The organism is Dietzia sp. NPDC055877, assembly GCF_053615975.1.
Genome location: NZ_JBSHCV010000001.1, coordinates 35,519 through 54,685, shown reverse-complemented (window position 1 = coordinate 54,685; position 19,167 = coordinate 35,519). Strand labels below are relative to the sequence as shown.

General features: G+C 69.6%; 16 protein-coding genes. 6 read left to right on the top strand and 10 right to left on the bottom strand.

Going from position 1 to position 19,167, the window contains the following annotated elements:
• Positions 1–4 precede the first annotated feature (4 nt).
• On the top strand, positions 5–1,639 hold the full coding sequence (locus ACWGLC_RS00275; RefSeq protein ID WP_452098039.1) for a long-chain fatty acid--CoA ligase: 1,635 nt from the start codon (positions 5–7) through the stop codon (positions 1,637–1,639).
• Between the two features lie 349 nt (positions 1,640–1,988).
• The gene (locus ACWGLC_RS00270; protein WP_452098038.1) at positions 1,989–3,107 is read left to right on the top strand and encodes a Fic family protein; all 1,119 of its coding nucleotides are present in this window, start codon (positions 1,989–1,991) and stop codon (positions 3,105–3,107) included.
• A gap of 117 nt (positions 3,108–3,224) precedes the next feature.
• On the opposite strand, the gene ACWGLC_RS00265 is transcribed toward ACWGLC_RS00270, so the two are convergent.
• The 4 genes from ACWGLC_RS00265 to fgd form a co-directional block, all read right to left on the bottom strand.
• On the bottom strand, positions 3,225–4,601 hold the full coding sequence (locus ACWGLC_RS00265) for a cytochrome P450 (RefSeq protein WP_452098037.1): 1,377 nt from the start codon (positions 4,599–4,601) through the stop codon (positions 3,225–3,227).
• Between the two features lie 101 nt (positions 4,602–4,702).
• A complete protein-coding gene (gene gndA, locus ACWGLC_RS00260) occupies positions 4,703–6,145 on the bottom strand; it encodes an NADP-dependent phosphogluconate dehydrogenase (RefSeq protein ID WP_452098036.1) in 1,443 nt (480 codons plus the stop codon).
• Between the two features lie 73 nt (positions 6,146–6,218).
• Positions 6,219–7,859: a glucose-6-phosphate isomerase gene (gene pgi / locus ACWGLC_RS00255; RefSeq protein WP_452098035.1), complete on the bottom strand. Its 1,641-nt coding sequence runs from the start codon at positions 7,857–7,859 to the stop codon at positions 6,219–6,221.
• Between the two features lie 14 nt (positions 7,860–7,873).
• Positions 7,874–8,881: a glucose-6-phosphate dehydrogenase (coenzyme-F420) gene (gene fgd / locus ACWGLC_RS00250; RefSeq protein WP_452098034.1), complete on the bottom strand. Its 1,008-nt coding sequence runs from the start codon at positions 8,879–8,881 to the stop codon at positions 7,874–7,876.
• A gap of 152 nt (positions 8,882–9,033) precedes the next feature.
• Between fgd and ACWGLC_RS00245 the strand changes: the two genes are divergently transcribed.
• Both ACWGLC_RS00245 and tal read left to right on the top strand, forming a co-directional pair.
• Positions 9,034–9,798, top strand: a complete 765-nt coding sequence (locus ACWGLC_RS00245) for a DeoR/GlpR family DNA-binding transcription regulator (RefSeq protein ID WP_452098033.1) — start codon at positions 9,034–9,036, stop codon at positions 9,796–9,798.
• A gap of 131 nt (positions 9,799–9,929) precedes the next feature.
• A complete protein-coding gene (gene tal / locus ACWGLC_RS00240; RefSeq protein ID WP_452098032.1) occupies positions 9,930–11,063 on the top strand; it encodes a transaldolase in 1,134 nt (377 codons plus the stop codon).
• A gap of 103 nt (positions 11,064–11,166) precedes the next feature.
• Here tal and ACWGLC_RS00235 read toward each other — a convergent pair whose 3' ends face one another.
• The 3 genes from ACWGLC_RS00235 to ACWGLC_RS00225 are packed head-to-tail and all read right to left on the bottom strand — an operon-like array spanning position 11,167 to position 13,879.
• Positions 11,167–11,340: a hypothetical protein gene (locus ACWGLC_RS00235; RefSeq protein WP_452098031.1), complete on the bottom strand. Its 174-nt coding sequence runs from the start codon at positions 11,338–11,340 to the stop codon at positions 11,167–11,169.
• A gap of 17 nt (positions 11,341–11,357) precedes the next feature.
• Positions 11,358–13,019, bottom strand: coding sequence for an acyl-CoA dehydrogenase family protein (locus ACWGLC_RS00230; protein WP_452098030.1), 1,662 nt, complete (start codon positions 13,017–13,019; stop codon positions 11,358–11,360).
• Positions 13,020–13,045: 26 nt separating this feature from the next.
• Positions 13,046–13,879: an acyl-CoA thioesterase gene (locus ACWGLC_RS00225; RefSeq protein WP_452098029.1), complete on the bottom strand. Its 834-nt coding sequence runs from the start codon at positions 13,877–13,879 to the stop codon at positions 13,046–13,048.
• Between the two features lie 200 nt (positions 13,880–14,079).
• Between ACWGLC_RS00225 and ACWGLC_RS00220 the strand changes: the two genes are divergently transcribed.
• The gene (locus tag ACWGLC_RS00220) at positions 14,080–14,580 is read left to right on the top strand and encodes a hypothetical protein (RefSeq protein WP_344996789.1); all 501 of its coding nucleotides are present in this window, start codon (positions 14,080–14,082) and stop codon (positions 14,578–14,580) included.
• Positions 14,581–14,758: 178 nt separating this feature from the next.
• Here ACWGLC_RS00220 and ACWGLC_RS00215 read toward each other — a convergent pair whose 3' ends face one another.
• Both ACWGLC_RS00215 and ACWGLC_RS00210 read right to left on the bottom strand, forming a co-directional pair.
• Positions 14,759–15,340: a hypothetical protein gene (locus ACWGLC_RS00215; protein WP_452098028.1), complete on the bottom strand. Its 582-nt coding sequence runs from the start codon at positions 15,338–15,340 to the stop codon at positions 14,759–14,761.
• Between the two features lie 66 nt (positions 15,341–15,406).
• Complete coding sequence (locus tag ACWGLC_RS00210; RefSeq protein WP_452098027.1) at positions 15,407–16,981, bottom strand: acyl-CoA synthetase; 1,575 nt, start codon at positions 16,979–16,981, stop codon at positions 15,407–15,409.
• Between the two features lie 99 nt (positions 16,982–17,080).
• Here ACWGLC_RS00210 and ACWGLC_RS00205 point away from each other — a divergent pair, with 99 nt between their 5' ends.
• Positions 17,081–18,463 (top strand): alpha/beta hydrolase domain-containing protein, encoded by a 1,383-nt coding sequence (locus ACWGLC_RS00205; protein WP_452098026.1) that lies wholly within the window; start codon positions 17,081–17,083, stop codon positions 18,461–18,463.
• Here ACWGLC_RS00205 and ACWGLC_RS00200 read toward each other — a convergent pair.
• The gene (locus ACWGLC_RS00200; protein WP_452098025.1) at positions 18,453–19,148 is read right to left on the bottom strand and encodes a lysoplasmalogenase family protein; all 696 of its coding nucleotides are present in this window, start codon (positions 19,146–19,148) and stop codon (positions 18,453–18,455) included. The two genes, ACWGLC_RS00205 and ACWGLC_RS00200, sit on opposite strands and share 11 nt — an antisense overlap.
• Between the last annotated feature and the right edge of the window lie 19 nt (positions 19,149–19,167).

Here is a 19,167-nt window from a genome sequence, read left to right as displayed (position 1 = left end):
GCCCATGCTGAGCACGATGATGCCCGAGCAGCTGACCATCAGCACGATCCTGCAGTTCGGCGCGACCGTCCACAAGGACGCGGTCGTCACCACGTGGACCGATTCCGGGCCGCGCAAGGTCACCTTCGGCGAGATCGGTGCGCGGTCGGCCCAGCTGGCCAACGCACTGCGTTCGCTCGGGGTCGACGGTGACCAGCGCGTGGCGACGTTCCAGTGGAACAATTCCGAGCACCTGGAGGCCTACCTCGCGGTGCCCTCGATGGGGGCGGTGCTGCACCCGCTGAACATCCGGCTGTTCCCGGACCAGCTCGAGTTCGTGGCCAACCATGCCGAGGACAAGGTCGTGATCGTCGACCCGACCCTGGTCCCGTTGCTGCAGCCGCTCCTGCCGAAGTTCTCCACGGTCGAGCACGTGATCGTCACCGGTGGCGCCGCCGCGACGCTCGAGGCGCCCGAGGGCGTGCAGGTCCACGACTACGAGGCGCTGCTCGCCGCGCAGCCCACCGAGTTCGACTGGCCCGAGGTGGACGAGAACACGGGCGCCGCGATGTGTTACACCTCCGGCACCACCGGCGACCCGAAGGGCGTCGTCTACTCGCACCGCTCGATCTACCTGCACTCGATGCAGGTCTGCATGTCCGACGGCATGAACATCTCGCTCGACGACAACGTGCTGGCGATCGTGCCGATGTTCCACGCCATGTCCTGGGGCCTGCCGTACGCCGCGTTCCTGGTGGGCGCCTCGCTGCTCATGCCCGAGCGCTTCCTGCAGCCCGAGCCGCTGGCCGCGATGATCGCCAGTGAGAAGCCGACCCTCGCCGCCGCCGTGCCGACCATCTGGCAGGCCGTCGACGCCTACTCGGTCGACCACCCGATCGACATGTCGAGCTTCCGTTCCGTCGTGGTGGGCGGCAGCTCCTGCCCGCCCGAGCTGATCCGCAAGTTCCGCGACAAGTACGGGATCAACATCACCCACGCCTGGGGCATGACCGAGACCTCCCCGATCGGCACGCTCTCCCGGCCCAAGGCCGACCTGCCCGAGGAGAAGCAGTTCGAGCTGCGTCAGACCCAGGGCCGGCTGCTCGCGGGCGTCAAGGCCCGGATCGTCGACGACGCGGGTAACGCGCTGCCCTGGGACGGCGAGTCCGTGGGCGAGCTGGAGGTCCGCGGCCCGTGGATCACCGGCAGCTACTACAAGGTGGACGCCTCCGACTCCTTCGACGACGGCTGGCTGCGCACCGGCGACGTGGGCTACATCAAGCCGGAGGCGTTCCTGCAGCTCACCGACCGCGCCAAGGACATCATCAAGTCCGGCGGCGAGTGGATCTCGTCGGTCGAGGTGGAGAACTACCTGCTCGAGCACCCGTCCGTCGCCGAGGCGGCCGTGATCGGCGTGCCCGACCCCAAGTGGGACGAGCGGCCGCTGGCAGCCATCGTCGTCAAGGAGGGCCTGGCCGATCCGGACGTCGAGGAACTGCGCGCTCACCTGACCGAGCGGATGGCCAAGTGGCAGGTTCCCGAGCGCTTCGCCTTTGTCGACGAGATTCCCAAGACCTCCGTCGGCAAGCTCGACAAGAAGCGCATCCGCTCCTCGCACGCGGACGGCGAGCTCGACGTGGTCAACGCCCTGGAGAAGTAGCCGAGCCCTCGCCGAGAGCGTCCCGCGCACCCATCTGATCAAGGTGGATGCGCGGGACGCTTGTGGCGTCTATGGGCCGAAGGATCCTGGATATCCGGCGGCGACGGCCGAGTTCGCCCAAGGATAAGAGTTATCCTTGGATCAAACGGGTGCGAGGCGAAGGATAGTGCGGATGTCGAGGTGGGTGGATCAGCAGTGGATCCCTGAGCATTCGTACGGGTTGAGCCGCAGAGCTCGTCAGGGTGGTCCTTATCGGAGTTATATCCCGGAGCGGCTCGTCGGGCTGCCAGTCGAGTTGGGTCAGGAGGCCTCTCGCGAGGTCGCTCGAGTGGAGCGGCGGATCAGGGCAGTGGCTGCCGACGGTGCGGTTTCAGGATTGGAGGGGATCTCCCGCCTGTTGCTGCGCTCCGAGGCGATCGCGTCATCTCGGATCGAGGGGCTCGCGCCCGCTCCCGCGCAGGTGGTGATCGCGGAGCTGTCGGAGTTCGAGTCGGTGCAGGGCTTCTCTGATGTCGCCGAGCTCGTGGCGAACAACATCGCGATCCTGAGGAGTGCCGACGGGATCCTTGCGGAGAAGCCAGGCCTCGAGGCGAGCGACATCGTGGATCTGCATTCGGCGTTGTTTCCCGGTGGGCCGACCAGAGGTTTCAGGTCGACGCAGAACTGGATCGGAGGGTCGGACTGGCACCCGCTTGACGCGGAATTCGTGCCACCCCCAGCTGACGCCGTCCCCGCCCTGATGGACGATCTCGTCGCCTATGCCGACGGCGCTACTCATGGGCCCCTGATCCAGGCTGCGCTCGTCCACGCACAGTTCGAGACGATCCACCCGTTCGGGGATGGCAACGGGAGAATCGGCAGGGCTCTGATTCATGCGACCCTCCGGCGTCGGGGGCTCACCCCGGCCCCGGTCCTGCCCATCAGCATGATCCTCCACACCTGGTCGGATCACTATGTCGGTGGACTCACGGCATTCCGGGCGGCGCCAGGAGACAGGGAAGCCCTGCGCGCCGGAGTGGCGACATGGATAGCGACATTCACGGCGGCATCTGATGCCGCCGTCGACCAGGCTGAGCGGATCGCTCGTGACATCGCGGAACTCCGAGAGGACTGGGCCGAGAGAATCGGCGGGCACAGGACCCGACTGGGGCTGCGTCCGACGCCTCGGGCGGATTCGATCGATACCGCGATCATCGACGGCCTGCCAGAGCATCCGGTACTGACGCCGAAGGTCGCGGCACAGCTGTACGGCACCTCGGAGAACTCTGCCCGCAAAGCGCTGGATCTTCTGGTGGAGGCCGGCGTTGTGCGGACGAAGTCGATCGGACGACGGACGAACGGGTATCTGGCGCGAGAGGTGCTCGATCTCGTGGCCGTGGCGGAGCGTCGACTCGCGAGTACCCGGATGGATACCCGTCTCGCTGGTCCCACCGGATTCGCAGTGCCGGCGCATCCCGGGGCGAGCTGAGTGGCCAAGCGCGGGAGCGGGCCGCTCGCCCTGCGGAAAGCGCGCTGACCTGGGCTGCCCTGAACGCCCCGAGCAGGGCACCCCAGGTCAACGGCGTGCGGGCGGGCGGGCCGGAGCTCAGTCCGCGCGGTCCCGGTTGCGGTCCAGCGGCCGCAGGTCGACGGGCAGCCCGTCGGCCGGGTACGGCAGCGAGTCGTTGCGCATGGGAGGGGTGTAGTCGAGCGGCACCGACCACTCGAAGTGCCGCAGCAGCGCGCTGAGTACGAGCTTGGACTCCATGTTCGCGAAGATCATGCCGAGGCACTTGTGCACCCCGCCGCCGAACGGCTCCCAAGCGAAGCGGTGCGACTTGTCCTCGCGGCGCTCGTCCGAGAAGCGTTCCGGGTCGAAGATCTCCGGGTCGCTCCAGTACTCGGGCAGGTGATGCGAGAGCATCGGCATCACGGCGACGAGCTGGCCCGCCGGTATGCGGACGCCCAGCACCTCGGTGTCCTTGACGGTCCTGCGGGCCAGAACCGGCACGGGTGGGTGCAGCCGCAGCGCCTCCTTCATGACCAGATCCAGGTCCGCCACCTTCTCGATCTCGGCCATCGTCGGGTTCGGCCCCAGCTCCAGGCACTGCTGACGGCAGCGTTCCTGCCACTGGAGATCGCGCCCGAGTTCGTACACCATCGACGTGACCGTGCTCGTGGTGGTGTCGTGCGCGGCCATGAGGAGGAAGATCATCTGGTTGATGATGTCGTCGTCGTCGATCCCGCCGGAGGCGTCCGCTACCTGGCACAACGCCGAGAACAGGTCCTCGCCCGGATTCGCGCGGCGCGCGGGGAGGTGGCGGCGGAGGAAGTCCTCGAGAAGACGACGACCACGTGTCGCGCGGCCCCACTTGGTGAAGGGCATCGGCTTGTTGATTCGGAGCCAGCCGTTGGCGGCCAGCACGCAGTCGACAAAGGCCTCGTTCACGCGCTCGAGCTCACCGGGCTCGGCCAGTTCCGCGCCGCCCATGAACACATCGGTCGCCAGGTCCAGCGTGTGTGACTTCAGGGCGGGATAGATCTGGAAGGCGGTGTCCGGTTGCCAGGCCGAGATACCGCTCTCGACCAGCGGTGCGAGGGTTCGGGCATAGCCTTCGAGGCGGGGCCGGACGAACGCCTCCTGCATGAGCTGCCGGTAGTGCTTGTGCTCGTCGAAATCCAGCAGCATCAGGCCGCGGTCGAAGAACGGGCCGACGAGGTAGCCCCAGCCCGGGCCGTTCGCGAACGCCTTCTCTGGGTTCTGCAGCGCGATCTGGCAGGCGTCGGGGCCGAGCAATGCCGTCCAGGTCCGTCCGAGGAAGTTGAGCTCGGACACGGGGCCGTACTGGCGGTACCTGCGGAACATGGTGGACAGGGGGCTGTCGACGTACTCGAGCGTCTGGCCCACCACCGGCAGGTACGACGTCAGCGGGGCGGCGGGGGGCTGGTAGATCTTCTCGCGCGGATCGACGGCGATCGACATGGGGCACCTCGTTGTCGGATGACCCCAGTGTGTGACGGCGTTCACAAGCCTGTCAACGAAATGGCGAAACCAACTGGACAACAGTCCGGATCGCGCGGTACTCAGACCCGCTGCTCGCTGCGGTCGCCGCCCCACAGGGTGTGGAAGTCGCCTTCCATGTCGACGCGCCGGTAGGTGTGGGCGCCGAAGTAGTCGCGCAGGCCCTGGGTGAGCGCGGCCGGGAGCCGTTCGGCGCGCAATGCGTCGTAATACGACAACGACGACGAGAACGCCGGCACCGGGACCCCCGTGAGCGTGGCGGTGGACACTACCCGCCGCCAACTGTCGACAGCGTCCTCGACAGCCGCGCGGAAGTAGGGCGCCAGGAGCAGGCTCGGCAGGTCGGGATCCTCGGCGTATGCCTCCTTGATCCGGTCCAGGAACGTGGCGCGGATGATGCAGCCGCCCCGCCAGATCGTCGCCAGGTCGCCGGGGGCGATGTTCCAGCCGTACTCGCGGCTGCCGGCCACGATCTGGTCGAAGCCCTGCGCGTAGGCCACCACCTTCGAGGCGTACAGCGCCTGGTTGATCGCGGCGATGAACTCGGCCTTGTCCGCCGGAGCCGCAGCGGTGGCGCCGCCCTGCAGTTCGCGTGCCCGTTCGCGCTGGTCGGTCGCGCTGGACAGTGCCCGGGCGAACACCGCCTCGGCGATGCCGGTTGTGGGCACCCCCAGGTCGAGGGCCGACTTCACGGTCCACCGCCCGGTGCCCTTCTGGCCGGCGGAGTCGACGATCACCTCGACCAGGGGCTTGCCGGTGCGGGCGTCGACCTGGCCGAGGACCTCGGCGGTGATCTCCACGAGGTAGCTTTCCAGGTCTCCGGAGTTCCACTGCCGGAAGACCTCGCCGATCTCGGCGATCGGCATGCCCAGCGCGGTGCGCATGAGGTCGAAGGCCTCGCCGATGAGCTGCATGTCGGCGTACTCGATGCCGTTGTGGACCATCTTGACGAAGTGCCCGGAGCCGTCTGGGCCGACGTGGGTGCAGCAGGGCTCGCCGTCGACGTGCGCGGAGATCGACTCCAGAAGCGGGCCGAGATGCCGGTACGACTCGGCAGGCCCGCCCGGCATGATCGACGGACCGTTGAGCGCACCCTCCTCGCCGCCGGAGATGCCGGCGCCCACGAAGTGCAGCCCCCGCTCGCGCATCGCGGCCTCGCGGCGGATGGTGTCGGTGTAGAGAGAGTTCCCGCCGTCGATGATGATGTCGCCGACGTCCATGTTGTCGGCGAGCTCGTTGATCACGGCGTCGGTGGCGGCTCCGGCCTGGACCATGACAAGGACGCGGCGCGGGGTCTGCAGCGCGTCGAGGAACTCGTCGATCGTGCCGGCCGGCACGAAGTCGCCTTCGTGGCCGTAGGTGGCGATGAGGGCGTCGGTCTTGGCGCGCGAGCGGTTGTGTACCGCCACGGTGTGGCCGTGGCGCGCGAAGTTGCGGGCGATGTTGGATCCCATCACCGCCAGTCCGGTGACGCCGATGTGGGCGCGGCCTGTGGAGTCGTTCATATGTCCTCGTTGGTCTCGGGGTGGGTCTGATCGTGGATGTGTTGTGTGATCGCGGGAGGGGCGGGTGTGGGTTCTAGGCGGCGGTGCGGGCTCGTCGCAGCGCTGCGACGAGCCCGTCGCTGGAGCTGTCGCCGGTCGTGCCGGACGCGGCGCCGGCCAGCGCGTCGCCGAACTCGAGTGCCGACGCTTTGCCGAGTTCGACCCCCCACTGGTCGAAGGAGTTGATGTCCCAGATGACGCCCTGGACGAACACCTGGTGCTCGTAGAGGGCGATGAGCTGGCCGAGGGTCGAGGGGGTCAGGCGCGGGGCGACGATCGTGGTGGACGGCTGGTCGCCGGGCATGGTCTTGTGGCCGATGAGGTCGGCAGGGGTGCCGTCGCGTGCCACATCTGCGGCGGAGCGGCCGAACGCCATCACCTTGGACTGGGCGAGCATGTTGGCCAGCAGCACGTCGTGCATGGTTCCCTGCCCGCCGAGGGACGGCAGGTCGTCGGTGGGTTGCGCGAAGCCGATGAAGTCGACCGGGGTGAGCCGGGTGCCCTGGTGGAGGAGCTGGTGGAAGGCGTGCTGGCCGTTGGTTCCGGGCTCGCCCCAGATGATCTCGCCGGTGCCCACCGCCACGGGGCGACCGTCGGTGTGGACCGATTTGCCGTTGGATTCCATGGACAGTTGTTGCAGGTAGGCGGGCAGGCGCGCGAGATCGTGCGAGTAGGGTAGGACAGCGCGGGAGTCGGCGCCGTAGAAGCTGGAGTACCAGACCCCCAGCAGGCCCAGCAGGATGGGCGCGTTGGCGTGCGCGGGCGCGGCGAGGAAATGCTCGTCGATGCTGCGCATGCCGGCGAGGAACTCGGCGAACCGCTCGGAGCCGATCGCGAACATGAGGCTCAGGCCCACCGCGGAGCCGACGGAGTAGCGGCCGCCCACCCAGTCCCAGAAGCCGAACACGTTGCCTCCGGGGATGCCGAATTCGGCGGCGCGTTCGGTGTTCGCGGAGACCGCCACGAAGTGGCGGGGGACCGCGTCGGCGCCGAGGGCGCCTGTGATCCAGGCCCTGGCCGCCGCGGCGTTGGTCATCGTCTCCAGGGTGGTGAAGGTCTTGGAGACGACGACGACGAGGGTGCTGGCCGGGTCGAGATCGGCGAGCACGGAGGTCAGGTCTGCCGGGTCGACATTCGAGACGAACCGCACCTGCGGGCCGTCGCAGTGATGCCGCAGGGCCCGCGTGGCCATGGCCGGGCCGAGATCCGAGCCGCCGATCCCGATGTTGATCACGGTGCGGATGGGGTGGCCCGTCGCCCCGGTCCATTCACCGGAGCGGACCCTGTCGGTGATGTCGGCCATCCGCCCGAGGACCTCGTGGATGTCGGTGGTCACGTTCCTGCCGTCCACGACGAGTTCGTGATCGGCGGGCAGTCGCAGCGCGGTGTGCAGGACCGGCCTGTCTTCGGTGGTGTTGATGCGGGCCCCGGCGAACATGGCGTCGCGACGTGCCTCGACGCCGCGCTCGCGGGCGAGGGCGAGCAGCAGTGACAGGGTTTCTCGGGTGATGAGGTGTTTGCTGTAGTCGATGTACAGACTCGCCGCGGCCACGGTGAGGTCCGATCCGCGGGCGGGATCGGCAGCGAAGAGGTCGGTCAGGCTCCGCGAGCGCGCGTCGTCCTGGTGGTCGGCGAGGGCTTTCCAGGAGGGGCCGTGCTGAGGGGAGGTCGGCATGGTTCGGATCCCTTTCATCCGAGCGCGCGCAACCGCGGCGCGAGGTCGCGTTCGAACAGGGTGAGGAATCGGTTCTGGTCGTGGCCGGGGGCGTGGAAGACCAGGTGATTGAGGCCGGCGTCGGTGTACTGCGTGATCTGCTCCACCGCGTCGTCGGGGTCGGAGGCGACGATCCAGCGTTTGGCGACCTGCTCGACGGGCAGCTCGTCGGCCAGCTCCTCCATCTCTCGTGAGGAGCCGACGCTGTGTTTCTGTTCCGCGGTCAGCGACAGCGGCGCCCAGAAGCGCGTGTTCTCCAATGCCTTCTCCGGATCGGTGTCGTAGGAGATCTTGATCTCGATCATCCGGTCGATCGCGGATAGCTCCCGGCCTGCCTTCTCGGCGCCTTCGTGCACGGCCGGGATGAGCTTGTCGGTGTAGAGCTCCATGCCCTTGCCGGAGGTGCAGATGAACCCGTCACCGGCGCGACCGGCGTAGCGGGCCACGACCGGCCCGCCGGCGGCGATGTAGACCGGCACAGGCTGTTCGGGCACGTCGTACATGTAGGCGCCCTTGGTGTGGAAGTAGTCACCGTCGAACGTCACTTCCTCGCCCGTCCACAGTTCACGCATCAAGCGCACGGATTCGCGCAACCGGGCGAAGCGCTCCCGGAACTCGGGCCACTCGCCGTCGATCCCGCCGGTGGCCACTTCGTTGAGGGCCTCGCCGGTCCCGACGCCCAGCATGATGCGTCCCGGGTACAGGCACGCCATGGTCGCGAATGCCTGGGCGATCACGGCGGGGTTGTAACGGAAGGTCGGTGTCATGACGGAGGTGCCGATCTGGACCCGCTCGGTCCGTTCGCCCACCGCGGCCATCCAGGCCAGGGAGAACGGGGCGTGGCCGCCGTTGTGTCGCCACGGCTGGAAGTGGTCGGAGACGGTCACCGAGTCCATTCCGTGCGCTTCGGCGGAGACGGCGATCTCCACCAACTCGCGTGGGGCGAACTGTTCCGCCGAGGCCTTGAGTCCGAGTCGGAGCATGCGTGTCTACTCATTTCGCGTCGCTGCGTGCTGCACGAATCCGTGCAGCAAAGTCTGAAAGTACCAGTAAGCGTGCAAACCAGACCGGGGATTGCGCACAATCGTTTAGGGTGGCCGCAGACGTGGCGAGAGACGCCCGCGCAGGGGGAGATGTGTCGGTCCAGCAGAGACGCCGAGAGATAGTCCGAAGGCTGCACCGGGACGGGTATGTCGAGGCCAAGAAGCTCTCCGTGGAGTTGGGGGTCGACGCATCGACGATCCGGCGCGACCTCGACGGGCTGGTGCGCGGTGGTCAGGCCGAGCGCACACATGGCGGAGCCCGGCCTGTCGGCGGTGCGGCGTTCGAAGTCCCCTACGCGGTCAAGGAGTTCGAGCACCGCCGGCAGAAGGTGGCCATCGCCCGTCATGCCGCCAAGCGTGTGCACGAGGGCGACAGCGTGATCCTCGACAGTGGATCGACCACGTTCCAGGTGGCGGTGGCGCTGCGGCACGTCCCGGATCTGACCTTCATCACCAACGACCTGCGGATCGCCACCCTGCTCGCGGGGCTACCGGGTGTCCGACTCTTCCTCGCCGGCGGTGAGCTGCTGAACACGGTCTACACGCTGGTCGGTCCGCGCGCGACGGACTTCTTCTCGGACTTCTCCGCCACCTGGGCATTCCTCGGCGCCGATGCCGTGGACCCGGCGGCGGGGATCACCAACACCAACACCCTGGAAGTGCCGGTCAAGAGGGCCATGCTCGCCGCGTCGGCCACCTCCGTCGTGGTGGCGGACAGCACCAAGTTCGGCACCCGCACGCTGGCGCGGGTCGCCGATTTCGACGAGGTGGACGTGCTGGTCACCGATCCCGGGCTGGACCCGGCCCGCGCCGCAGAGTACGGGGCGGCGTTCGAGATCGCGGAGCTCGACGACTGATCCGTGCCCGCATGCCTGTTTCCGCTCTCGCCGGCTTTCCTTCGCGGCCCGTCCTGCTGAACCCGTCCCGACCATCCACCGACGCAACCCTCGCACCGAGCGCGGCGGCACGCCGCCGCAGAAAGGTTCCCATGAACCAGAACCAGAACCAGAACCAGAACCTGTCCGCACTGTCTGAGGCGGGGGTCTCCGTGTGGCTCGACGATCTGTCGCGCGACCTCATCTCCTCGGGCAAGCTGGCTGAACTGGTGGCCACACGCTCGGTCGTCGGCGTGACCACCAATCCGTCTATCTTCCAGGCGGCGCTCAGTTCGGGAACCGCGTATGACACCCAGGTCGCAGCACTCGCCGCGGAGGGCGCTGATGTCGATACCGTGATCCGGACGACCACGACCGACGACGTCCGCGCTGCCTGTGACGTGCTCGACCCGGTGTTCGCGGTGTCGGACGAGGTCGACGGCCGGGTGTCGATCGAAGTGGACCCGCGCCTCGCCCACGACGCGGACGCCACTGTCGCGCAGGCGATCGAACTGTGGCGGATCGTTGATCGCCCCAACCTCCTCATCAAGATTCCGGCCACCGTGGCGGGACTGGAGGCGATCCGCCGGGTGATCGCCGAGGGGATCAGCGTCAACGTCACGCTGATCTTCTCCGTCGATCGTTACGTGCAGGTCATGCAGTCCTATCTGGAGGGGCTGTCCGCCGCCGCCGAGGCGGGCCACGACCTGGGTTCCATCCACTCGGTCGCCTCGTTCTTCGTGTCCCGGGTGGACACCGAAATCGATGCTCGGCTCGAAGAACTCGACACCGGGGAGGCGCGCGACCTGCAGGGCAAGGCCGCCCTCGCCAACGCACGGCTCGCGTACGCCGAGTACTGCGAGGTGTTCTCCTCCGGTGCCCGCTTCGCCGAGCTGGCCGGCCGGGGCGCCCGGCCACAGCGTCCACTGTGGGCGTCGACCGGCGTCAAGAACCCGGAGTACGACGACACCCTCTACGTGAGCGGTCTCATCGCTCCGGGCACGGTCAACACCATGCCCGCGTCCACCATGGAGGCCTTCGCGGACCACGGCCGGGTCGAGAAGGACCCGGTCGTCGGTCGGGCCGAGCAGTCTGCGGAGACCTTCCGGAGCCTCGAGCGGGTCGGCGTGGATCTGGTCGAGGTGTTCGACAAGCTGGAGGCGGAGGGTGTCGCCAAGTTCGAGTCGGCATGGACCGGACTACTGCAGACAACGGCGCAGCAGATCCGGGCGAACGCTGAAAACTGACAACCTGCCCAAGCGGCGCGCCCGGGCCCATTGCGGTCGTCGACTCACGTGTCAGGCGCGCTGCGCTGGCCCCGCCGCACCCGCCGCCCTCGCCACGCGTGGGCTAGTGGCGGAGGGTCGTCATCAGCGCGGACATGGTCGTCACCAGCGCGGCGACACGCGGCGTGCCCCAAACGATGACGACCATGTCCGCCACGGCCGCGACCAAGTCGGTGGGCGTGGTCGGCCGGGGGCCCGCTGAGGCCGGGTCGGAGTCAGGCGCGAGCGCGGGGGTCACGCGCGGGCTGGCGCTGCTCAGGCGCGGGCGACGAGGGCGGCGATGTCGACGCCGTCGGGCAGGGCACCGTACTCGGCCGAGCGATCGGGGCCGAGCCGGGCCAGGCAGAACGCCGCCGCGACCGGCGCCGGGGCGTAGGCGAGCAGGGTCGCGGCCTGCAGTGCCAGCGCCATCGCCTCGACCAGGCGGCGGGCGATCGCGGGCGCCGCGACCGGATCGGAGGCGGCCCGGCCGATGAGGGCGCGGACATGCTCGACGTGCTGGTCGAACAGCCCGTTCCGGCCCAGCTGGGCGGCGAGTTCGGCGTCGAACGCGGTCACCGACTCGGGCTCGCGGGCCATCGCCCGCAACACGTCCAGGGCGATGACGTTGCCCGATCCCTCCCACACCGCGAGCACCGGCTGCTCCCGGTACCGGCGGGCCAAGGGGAATGCCTCGGTGTACCCGTTGCCGCCGAGGCACTCGAGCGACTCGTAGGCGTGGTTCGGCCCGCGCTTACAGATCCAGTACTTGGCCACGGCGGTGGCGAGTCGGCGGAAGGGGGCGGCGTCCTCGTCGTCGTGGGCGGCGGCCAGGCGCAGTGCGGTCCAGGTCGCGGCCTCGGACTCGAGCTGCAGGTCGGCGATAACCGCGGCCATCGCCGGCTGATCGATCAGGGTCGCGCCGAAGGCCGCGCGATGACGGGCGTGCCACGCCGCCTCGGCCACGCCCTGACGCATGCCGGCGGCCGCGCCGAGCACGCAGTCCAGCCGGGTGCGGCCGACCATCTCGATGATCGTGCGCACCCCGCGGCCGGGTTCGCCGACCATCCAGCCCAGCGTGCCGTCGAATTCGACCTCGGAGGAGGCGTTGGACTTGTTGCCGAGCTTGTCCTTGAGCCGCTGGACCAGGAACGGGTTGCGTTCGCCGCCCGGCAGCACGCGCGGCACGAGAAAGCAGCTCAGCCCTTCCGGGGCCTGCGCCAGCACGAGGAACGCATCCGACTGCGGCGCGGAGCAGAACCACTTGTGGCCGCGCAGGGCGTACATGCCGGAGCCGGCGGCCGCGGCAGAGGACTCCGCGGTGACGGGCTCGGCAGTGGTGGTGTTGGCGCGCACGTCCGAGCCGCCCTGCTTCTCGGTCATGGCCATCCCGAACAGCACGCCCGACTTGGTGGCGGGATCCCGCAGCTCGGGGTCATACACCGTCGACAGCAGCGCAGGCTCCCACTCCGCGGCGAGCTCGGGACTCATCCGCAGTGACGGCACCACCGCGTGCGTCATCGACAGCGGGCAGCCGTGCCCGGCCTCGATCTGCGAGACCAGCATGAACCCGGCCGCCCGCTCGACGTTCGCGCCCACGCCGGGGTCCGCCCACGCCGACGTATGTAGGCCGCGGGAGACCGAGAACTCCATGATCCGGTGGTAGGCCGGATGGAACTCGATCTCGTCCACGCGGTTGCCCCACCGGTCGTGCGAGTGATGCACCGGGGTGATCGTGTTGGCCAGCTCCGCATCATGCTGGTACTGCTCCGTGCCCACGTGCCGACCGATCTCGTGGAACCACTCGGACTTCGCGCTCGGCGCGAACGCCGCCAGCGCTTCCTGAAGCGCCGGGTTGAGGGCGAACTCGTCCACCCCGACCCGCGGCGCAGCCTGGTTGAGGACCTCGTGGGTGGTGCTGTTGCGCGTCGTCGACATGTGCTGCCCCTCGACAGGAGTAAAAGTCAGGACTTGAAGTACATCAACTGGTTACTGATGGCGAGCAGCGTGCCCTCGCGGGACCACAGGCGTGCCGACTCGTCGTGATAGCTGCCGTTGAAGCGGTGCGCATGGACGCTCCCGAGCACGAAATCCGTGCCCTGCGCCTCGAGCTCGTCCGCCGTGGCCATGAAATAGATCGACAGCGTCACCGTCCCCGCGGGCACCGGCCGACCGAGCCGCAGGAACGAGCGCGGGAAGAACGAATCGCCCAGGGCCGTCAGGGAGAGGTGGTCGAGACCGCGTTCCGGCGAGTCGCGAATCCACATGGTCGTCGTCGACGTCGTCGTCCCTTCGTCTCCCGCGACGTCGTCCCACCCACCGGTGACGAACCGCATGTCGTAGTTCCCGATCCAGCGCACCCCGCGATCCTCCGAGGCGCGCGGCAGCTTCTCCGGCGCCGGGACCTCCGGTGGGCCGGTCTCGGTCTCCGACCACGTCTCGCGGCGCAGGCCCGTCAGCGCGGTGGCGGTGGTGACCACCTCGTCGCCCTGGCGCATCTCCAGGACCCAGTGCTGGTTGGAGCGGTTCGTGCGCACGGGGCGGGCCTCGATGAGGAACTCGCCGTCGGCGACCGGGCCCGCGTAGTTCAGCGTCAACGCCAGCGGATCGCCGTGCCGCTCGGGGTGCTGCAGAACTGCGTTGAGCATCGTCGCCGCCGTGGTGCCGCCGAACGGGCCCACCATGTTGGCCCAGGCCTCGTGGGTGCGGCCACGGAACCGGTGCTCGCCGGCGGGCGTCAGGGCGACGACCTGGTCGAGGACGTGCGTGGGGGTCTCGTCGGTGGACTTCTCGGGCACGATGCACCTTCCTGGCGGGCGGCGGAACGGGGCGCGGGAGGGGCGGGCCGCCGGCTGGATCCACCGTACCCACGCCGGTAACCGGAGTGAGACGCAGGACACAACACGGGGATGTGACGGGTAACACCATCGACGCCGCAGGGGATATGACCTGTGAAGGCAGACAGTCTTTGTGCCAATGTTTGGAAAGGACGACCCTCATGTCCCGGACCACCAGAACACTCACCGCCACGGCGTGCGCAGCAGGCCTGATCGCTACGGTCGCGCCCGCCGCGAGCGCCATCAACACCGACTCGCTCGGCGGCCCGCCGGCCGGGTGCGAGGTCGACGTCGAGCAGGTCGCCGAGGAGACGCCCGGCCCCTTCGACGGCGTCGGCTGGACGGTCGGCGAGCACGACAACCTGTGCGGCAACCTCGGCTATCTGTTCCTCGAGACCGAGGGCGGCACCGTCTCCTCGCCCACCAAGGTCCTGCTGTACCACCACGGCGAGCAGGTCGCGACGCAGCCCGGCGACACGCCCCGCGTCCTGCTCGGCGGCCACAGCGACTTCCACGTCGCGCTGCGCATCCAGCAGCCGCCCGCGGAGGGCGACGCCAACGCCGACGCCGGCTACCTCACCACCGTCTACGTCTGGAACCCCCTCGCGGGCGACGGCGACGCCACCCCGATCGGGCCGCTGCCGCCCGGCATCACCATCTGACGTGGTGAGCTGACGTCGTGGACGGGCCCGGGCCGGGGCGACCGGCAGACGAGGCCCCCGCGGAGACTGAGGGGTCGCGCCCGGGCCCGCCGCGGGGCGTGATCGCCGCGGCGGTCGTGCTGGTCGCGTTGCTGGCGATCGGCGTCGCTGTGGTGGTCGGCATACGCCTCGGCGGCAGCTACCTGGGTGGGGAGGTCGCCTCGGGCCCGCTACCGACCACCACGAGGACCCCGGTCACGCGACCGGATCGCAGCACGCGGTCCACCACGACCGGCACCGCCCCCACGACGACCTCCCGCCGCGTCACCGCCGCGTGCGACGCGCGCGCGATCAACGCCGACCTCGGCCACCCGCGCAGCGGATCGCGCATCATCGACTGCGGCGGCGGGTGGGCCGTCATGGCCAGCGAGCACTCCGGCGATCCGTACTGGGTGTCCTTCCGTGACGGCCGCTGGCGCACCGTTCGCGACGTCTCGATGTACTTGATGACCTGTCCCGACGAGGCCATCGCCAAGGGCGCGCCGGCGTGGATGGCGGACAGACATCTGAACACCTGCCCGTCGCTCAAACCCCCGACGCCGATCACGCGCCCGAGCGTGCGGCCCACCCCGCCGCCGCCTCCCGGTAGTCCGACCAGGCCGACGGTCCCGACGTCCCCGGCCAGCCCAGCGACCTCGTCCACCCCCGCGGGTTCGACGGGCGCGACGAGTACGACGACGACAACCCCGACGACGACAACGACCGCAGCCGCCGGGGCCACGTCCCGCTTCGTGGAGGTCGAATAAGGCCGGTGCGGCGGACCCGGCCGGAGGCGAGCAGGGTGCGGTCAGCGGCTGACCGCCGCGTCCGGCCCGCCCAGCTCCTGCCGCAGGTTGCGCTTGAGGAGCTTGCCTGTGGCGGTTCTGGGGAGTTCGTCGACCAGCACGACCTCGGACGGCGCCTTGAAATGGGCGATGCGGCCTCGGGTCCACTGCCGCAGTCCGTCGGCGTCGACGCTCGCCCCCTCGGTGCGGACGACCACCGCCATCACCCGTTCGCCCCACTTCGCGTCAGGCACGCCGATGACCGCCACCTCGCGAACCTCCGGATGCTGGTACATCACCTGCTCGACCTCGACGGGGTAGACGTTCTCACCGCCGGTGATGACCATGTCCTTCTTGCGGTCCACCAGGGTGTAGAAGCCCTCCTCGTCGACGTGGGCCAGGTCCCCGGTGTGGAACCAGCCGTTCCGCAGCGCCTTGGCGGTCTCGTCGGGCTTGTTCCAGTAGCCGATGAACACGTTGGGTCCGCGGACGCACAGTTCGCCGACCTCACCGGCCGGTACCTGCACGCCCTCCTCGTCGACGATGCAGAAGTCGTTGAATTGCGCGGGCCGGCCGATGGAGCCGGCGTGCGCGACGACGTCCTCCGGCTGGAGGCAGGCCGCGATGGGGGCGGTCTCGGTCATCCCGAACCCTTCGGTGAACTCCATGCCGGCCTCCCGCAGGGCGGTGATCACCGTGATCGGGCACGGCGCCCCGCCGCTGATGCCGGAGCGCAGCGTGGACAGGTCCGCGGTCTGGAGCGCCCCTGACTGGCTGACGGCCGCCCACATCGCCGGGACGAGGAACGCCTTGGTCACCTTGTGCCGCGACACCGCCTCGAGCCAGGCGTCGGGCGCGAAGGCTTCCGTGATCACCACCTGGGCGCCGATGAACAGGAACGGCAGGGTGTGCACGCCGAGCGCGCCGATGTGGAACAGCGGCGCGGCGGAGATGGTGATGTCGGTGCGGCCGAGGCCGGAGTCGAACCCCATCCCGTTGACCGCGTTGTAGAAGAAGTTCCCGTGCGTGAGCATGGCGCCCTTCGGGCGGCCCGTGGTGCCCGAGGTGTACATGAGCACGCAGATGTCGTCGTGGGAGATCTCGCGCTCCACCCGCTCCGGCGACCCACCGGCGAGGAACTCCTCGTAGTCGCCGGCGCTGCCGCCCCCCGAGGTGGTGGTGCGCTCTGCGAGGGTCGGCACCGTCACGGAGCGTTGGATCCGCCGGTTGTCGGCGGTAGCGCCGGCAGCAAGCTCGGCGAATGCGGTGCTGTGGAACAGGAACGACGACCCGGAGTCCTCCAGCACGTAGGCCACCTCCGAGGCGTGGAGGCGGAAGTTGACGGGCACCGCGATCGCGCCCAGCTTGGCCACCGCGAAGTAGATCTCCATCATCTGCGGGCTGTTGAGCAGGAGCATCGCCACGCGGTCGCCGCGCTGGACCCCGTTGGCATCGAGGGCTGCGGCGAGCTGGTTGGTCCGCGTCTCGAGCTGGGAGTAGGTGGTCACGGCGCCACCGGCGTCGTCGACGAGTGCCGTCCGCTGTCCGTTGCGCAGCGCGTGCTGGGTGAGCCAGGAACCGTATCCGCGATCAGTCATGGTGTGACGGTAACCACATACAGCGAAGCGCACGGGCCGAACGCAGCGGGCCCGGGCAAACGCGGACTGGACGACTCACCAACAGGCACAATCGCAGGCATGGCTGACTCTGCGCGCGCGACGTTCACCGAACTCACCGAGGGCAGGCCGTTCCCGCCCATGACCGGCCGGGCGCCCGCCGACCTGGCCGCCGCCGGCTTCGTCGAGTCGGAGTGGGCCGTATCCGGCGAGGCCGCCTCCTATGACGCGACGGTCACTCCGGCTGACGGCCGGTTCGAGCTCACCGATGCCGACACCGCGCCGTATGCCACCCGCGCTCTCGTGCGCCGCCCGGCCGACCCGGCGGCGTTCAGCGGCGTGGTGCTGGTGGAGTGGCTCAACGTCAGTGGCGGCCAGGACGCCGCCCCCGATTTCACCTACCTCGCCGACGAGATCCTGCGCGCCGGGCACGCGTGGGTGGGTGTGTCCGCGCAGTTCATCGCGGTCGAGGGTGGCGACGCCGCCGTGGGGATGGGCGGCCAGACACAGGGGCTGCGCGCGACCCGACCCGAGCGGTACGGCGACCTGCACCACCCCGGCGACGCCTACGCCTACGACATCATCACGCAGGTCGGCCGGTACGCGCGCGATCCGCAGGCCGGAGCCGCGCCCGCGGGTCCTCTCGGCGACCTGCAGCCGCAGCAGGTGATCGCGGTGGGCGAGTCGCAGTCGGCGTTCGCGCTGACCTCGTACGTCAACGGCGTGCACGCCCGCGCCGGGGTGTTCGACGCCTTCCTCCTCCACAGCCGTGGAGCCGGCTTCCTGCCGTTCGACGACCGCGGCCACGGCGCCGACATCCGGGCGGCGCTCAGCGTGGGGCCGGCGCGGCTGCGCGAGGACGTCGGCGTGCCGGTGCTGCTCGTGCAGGCGGAGGGCGATCTCATCGGGATGATCGGGTCGCTGCCGGCGCGCCAGCCCGATTCGGAGTGGGTCACCACGTGGGAGATAGCCGGCCAGGCGCACGCCGACCTGTACCAGTTGGGCGAGTTCGCGCAGTTCGTCGACTGCAACGGCCCGATCAACTCCGGCCAGCAGGCGTTCGTCCTGCGGGCCGGGCTGCGCCACCTCGTGTCGTGGGCTGGCGGGGGAGCGCGCCCACCGGCCGCGCCACCGGTAGAGATCGACGACGACGACGCCACCACCCGCAACCCCGCCACCGGGACGCTCGGCAACAGTCGGGGCGGCGTGCGCACCCCGGTGGTGGACGCTCCGGTCGAGCATCTGACCGGCGAGCCGGATCGGGATGCGCAGCCGATGTGCATGCTGCTGGGTCGGACGCTGGAGGTGGACGAGCAGGAGTTGCGCGAGCGGTGGGAGAGTCGGGCGCAGTACCTGGCCGCCTACGCCGCGGCCACGGACCGGCTTATCGCGGAAGGGTTTCTGCTGGCCGACGACCGCGAGGAGATCCTCGCCGACGCCCGCCCGGAGCGCATCACCTGGTGACGGGCCCGGGCCGATCTCGGCGCAGTGGTGAGCGGCCGGCGGTGCGGTCGGGCGAGCGGGTGAGCAGGATGACCGCCACGAACAGGGCCTGCGCCGCCACGTAGGTGGCCATCACCACCAGATCGCGCTGCGGCCAGTCGACCAGTTCCGGCCGGAAGGCGCCCAGGGCGATCAGCCCGTCGGAGAGCACGAACAGCGCGCCGCCGAGGCCGCCCACCCAGCCGTGGCTCGCCGCCAGGTACGCCACCGCGAGCAACAGCAGTCCGTAGACCACGACGGCCGGCGCGAGCATCCCCGCGGACGGCACCGTGACCGCGAGCAGCGCGGCCGCGACCACCACGAGCAGCAGCGTCCACGCCATCGGCGGGCGGCCCCGCTCGACGCGGGTGAAGGCCACGATCCACAGCACCTGCGCCACGGCGAACCCGCCGACCATCGCCAGGAACTTCGCGTCCTCCGGCATGACCCGCGGCAGCGAATCGCCCACCCAGCTGCCGGCCAACGCGCCAAGGGCCCAGGGCCAGGCGGGCCCGCGGTCGTCGCGAGGCAACGTCAGCAGCACCACCGCCAGCGCGGGCATGAGAAAGACCTGCGTCCACGCGGCCGCGGTCGTCGCATCGGCAACCAGCGCGATCAGGTGGGCCAGGGTCACGACCACGACGGGGATCCAGCTCAGCAGGGGCATGCGGTGAACGGTATCGCCC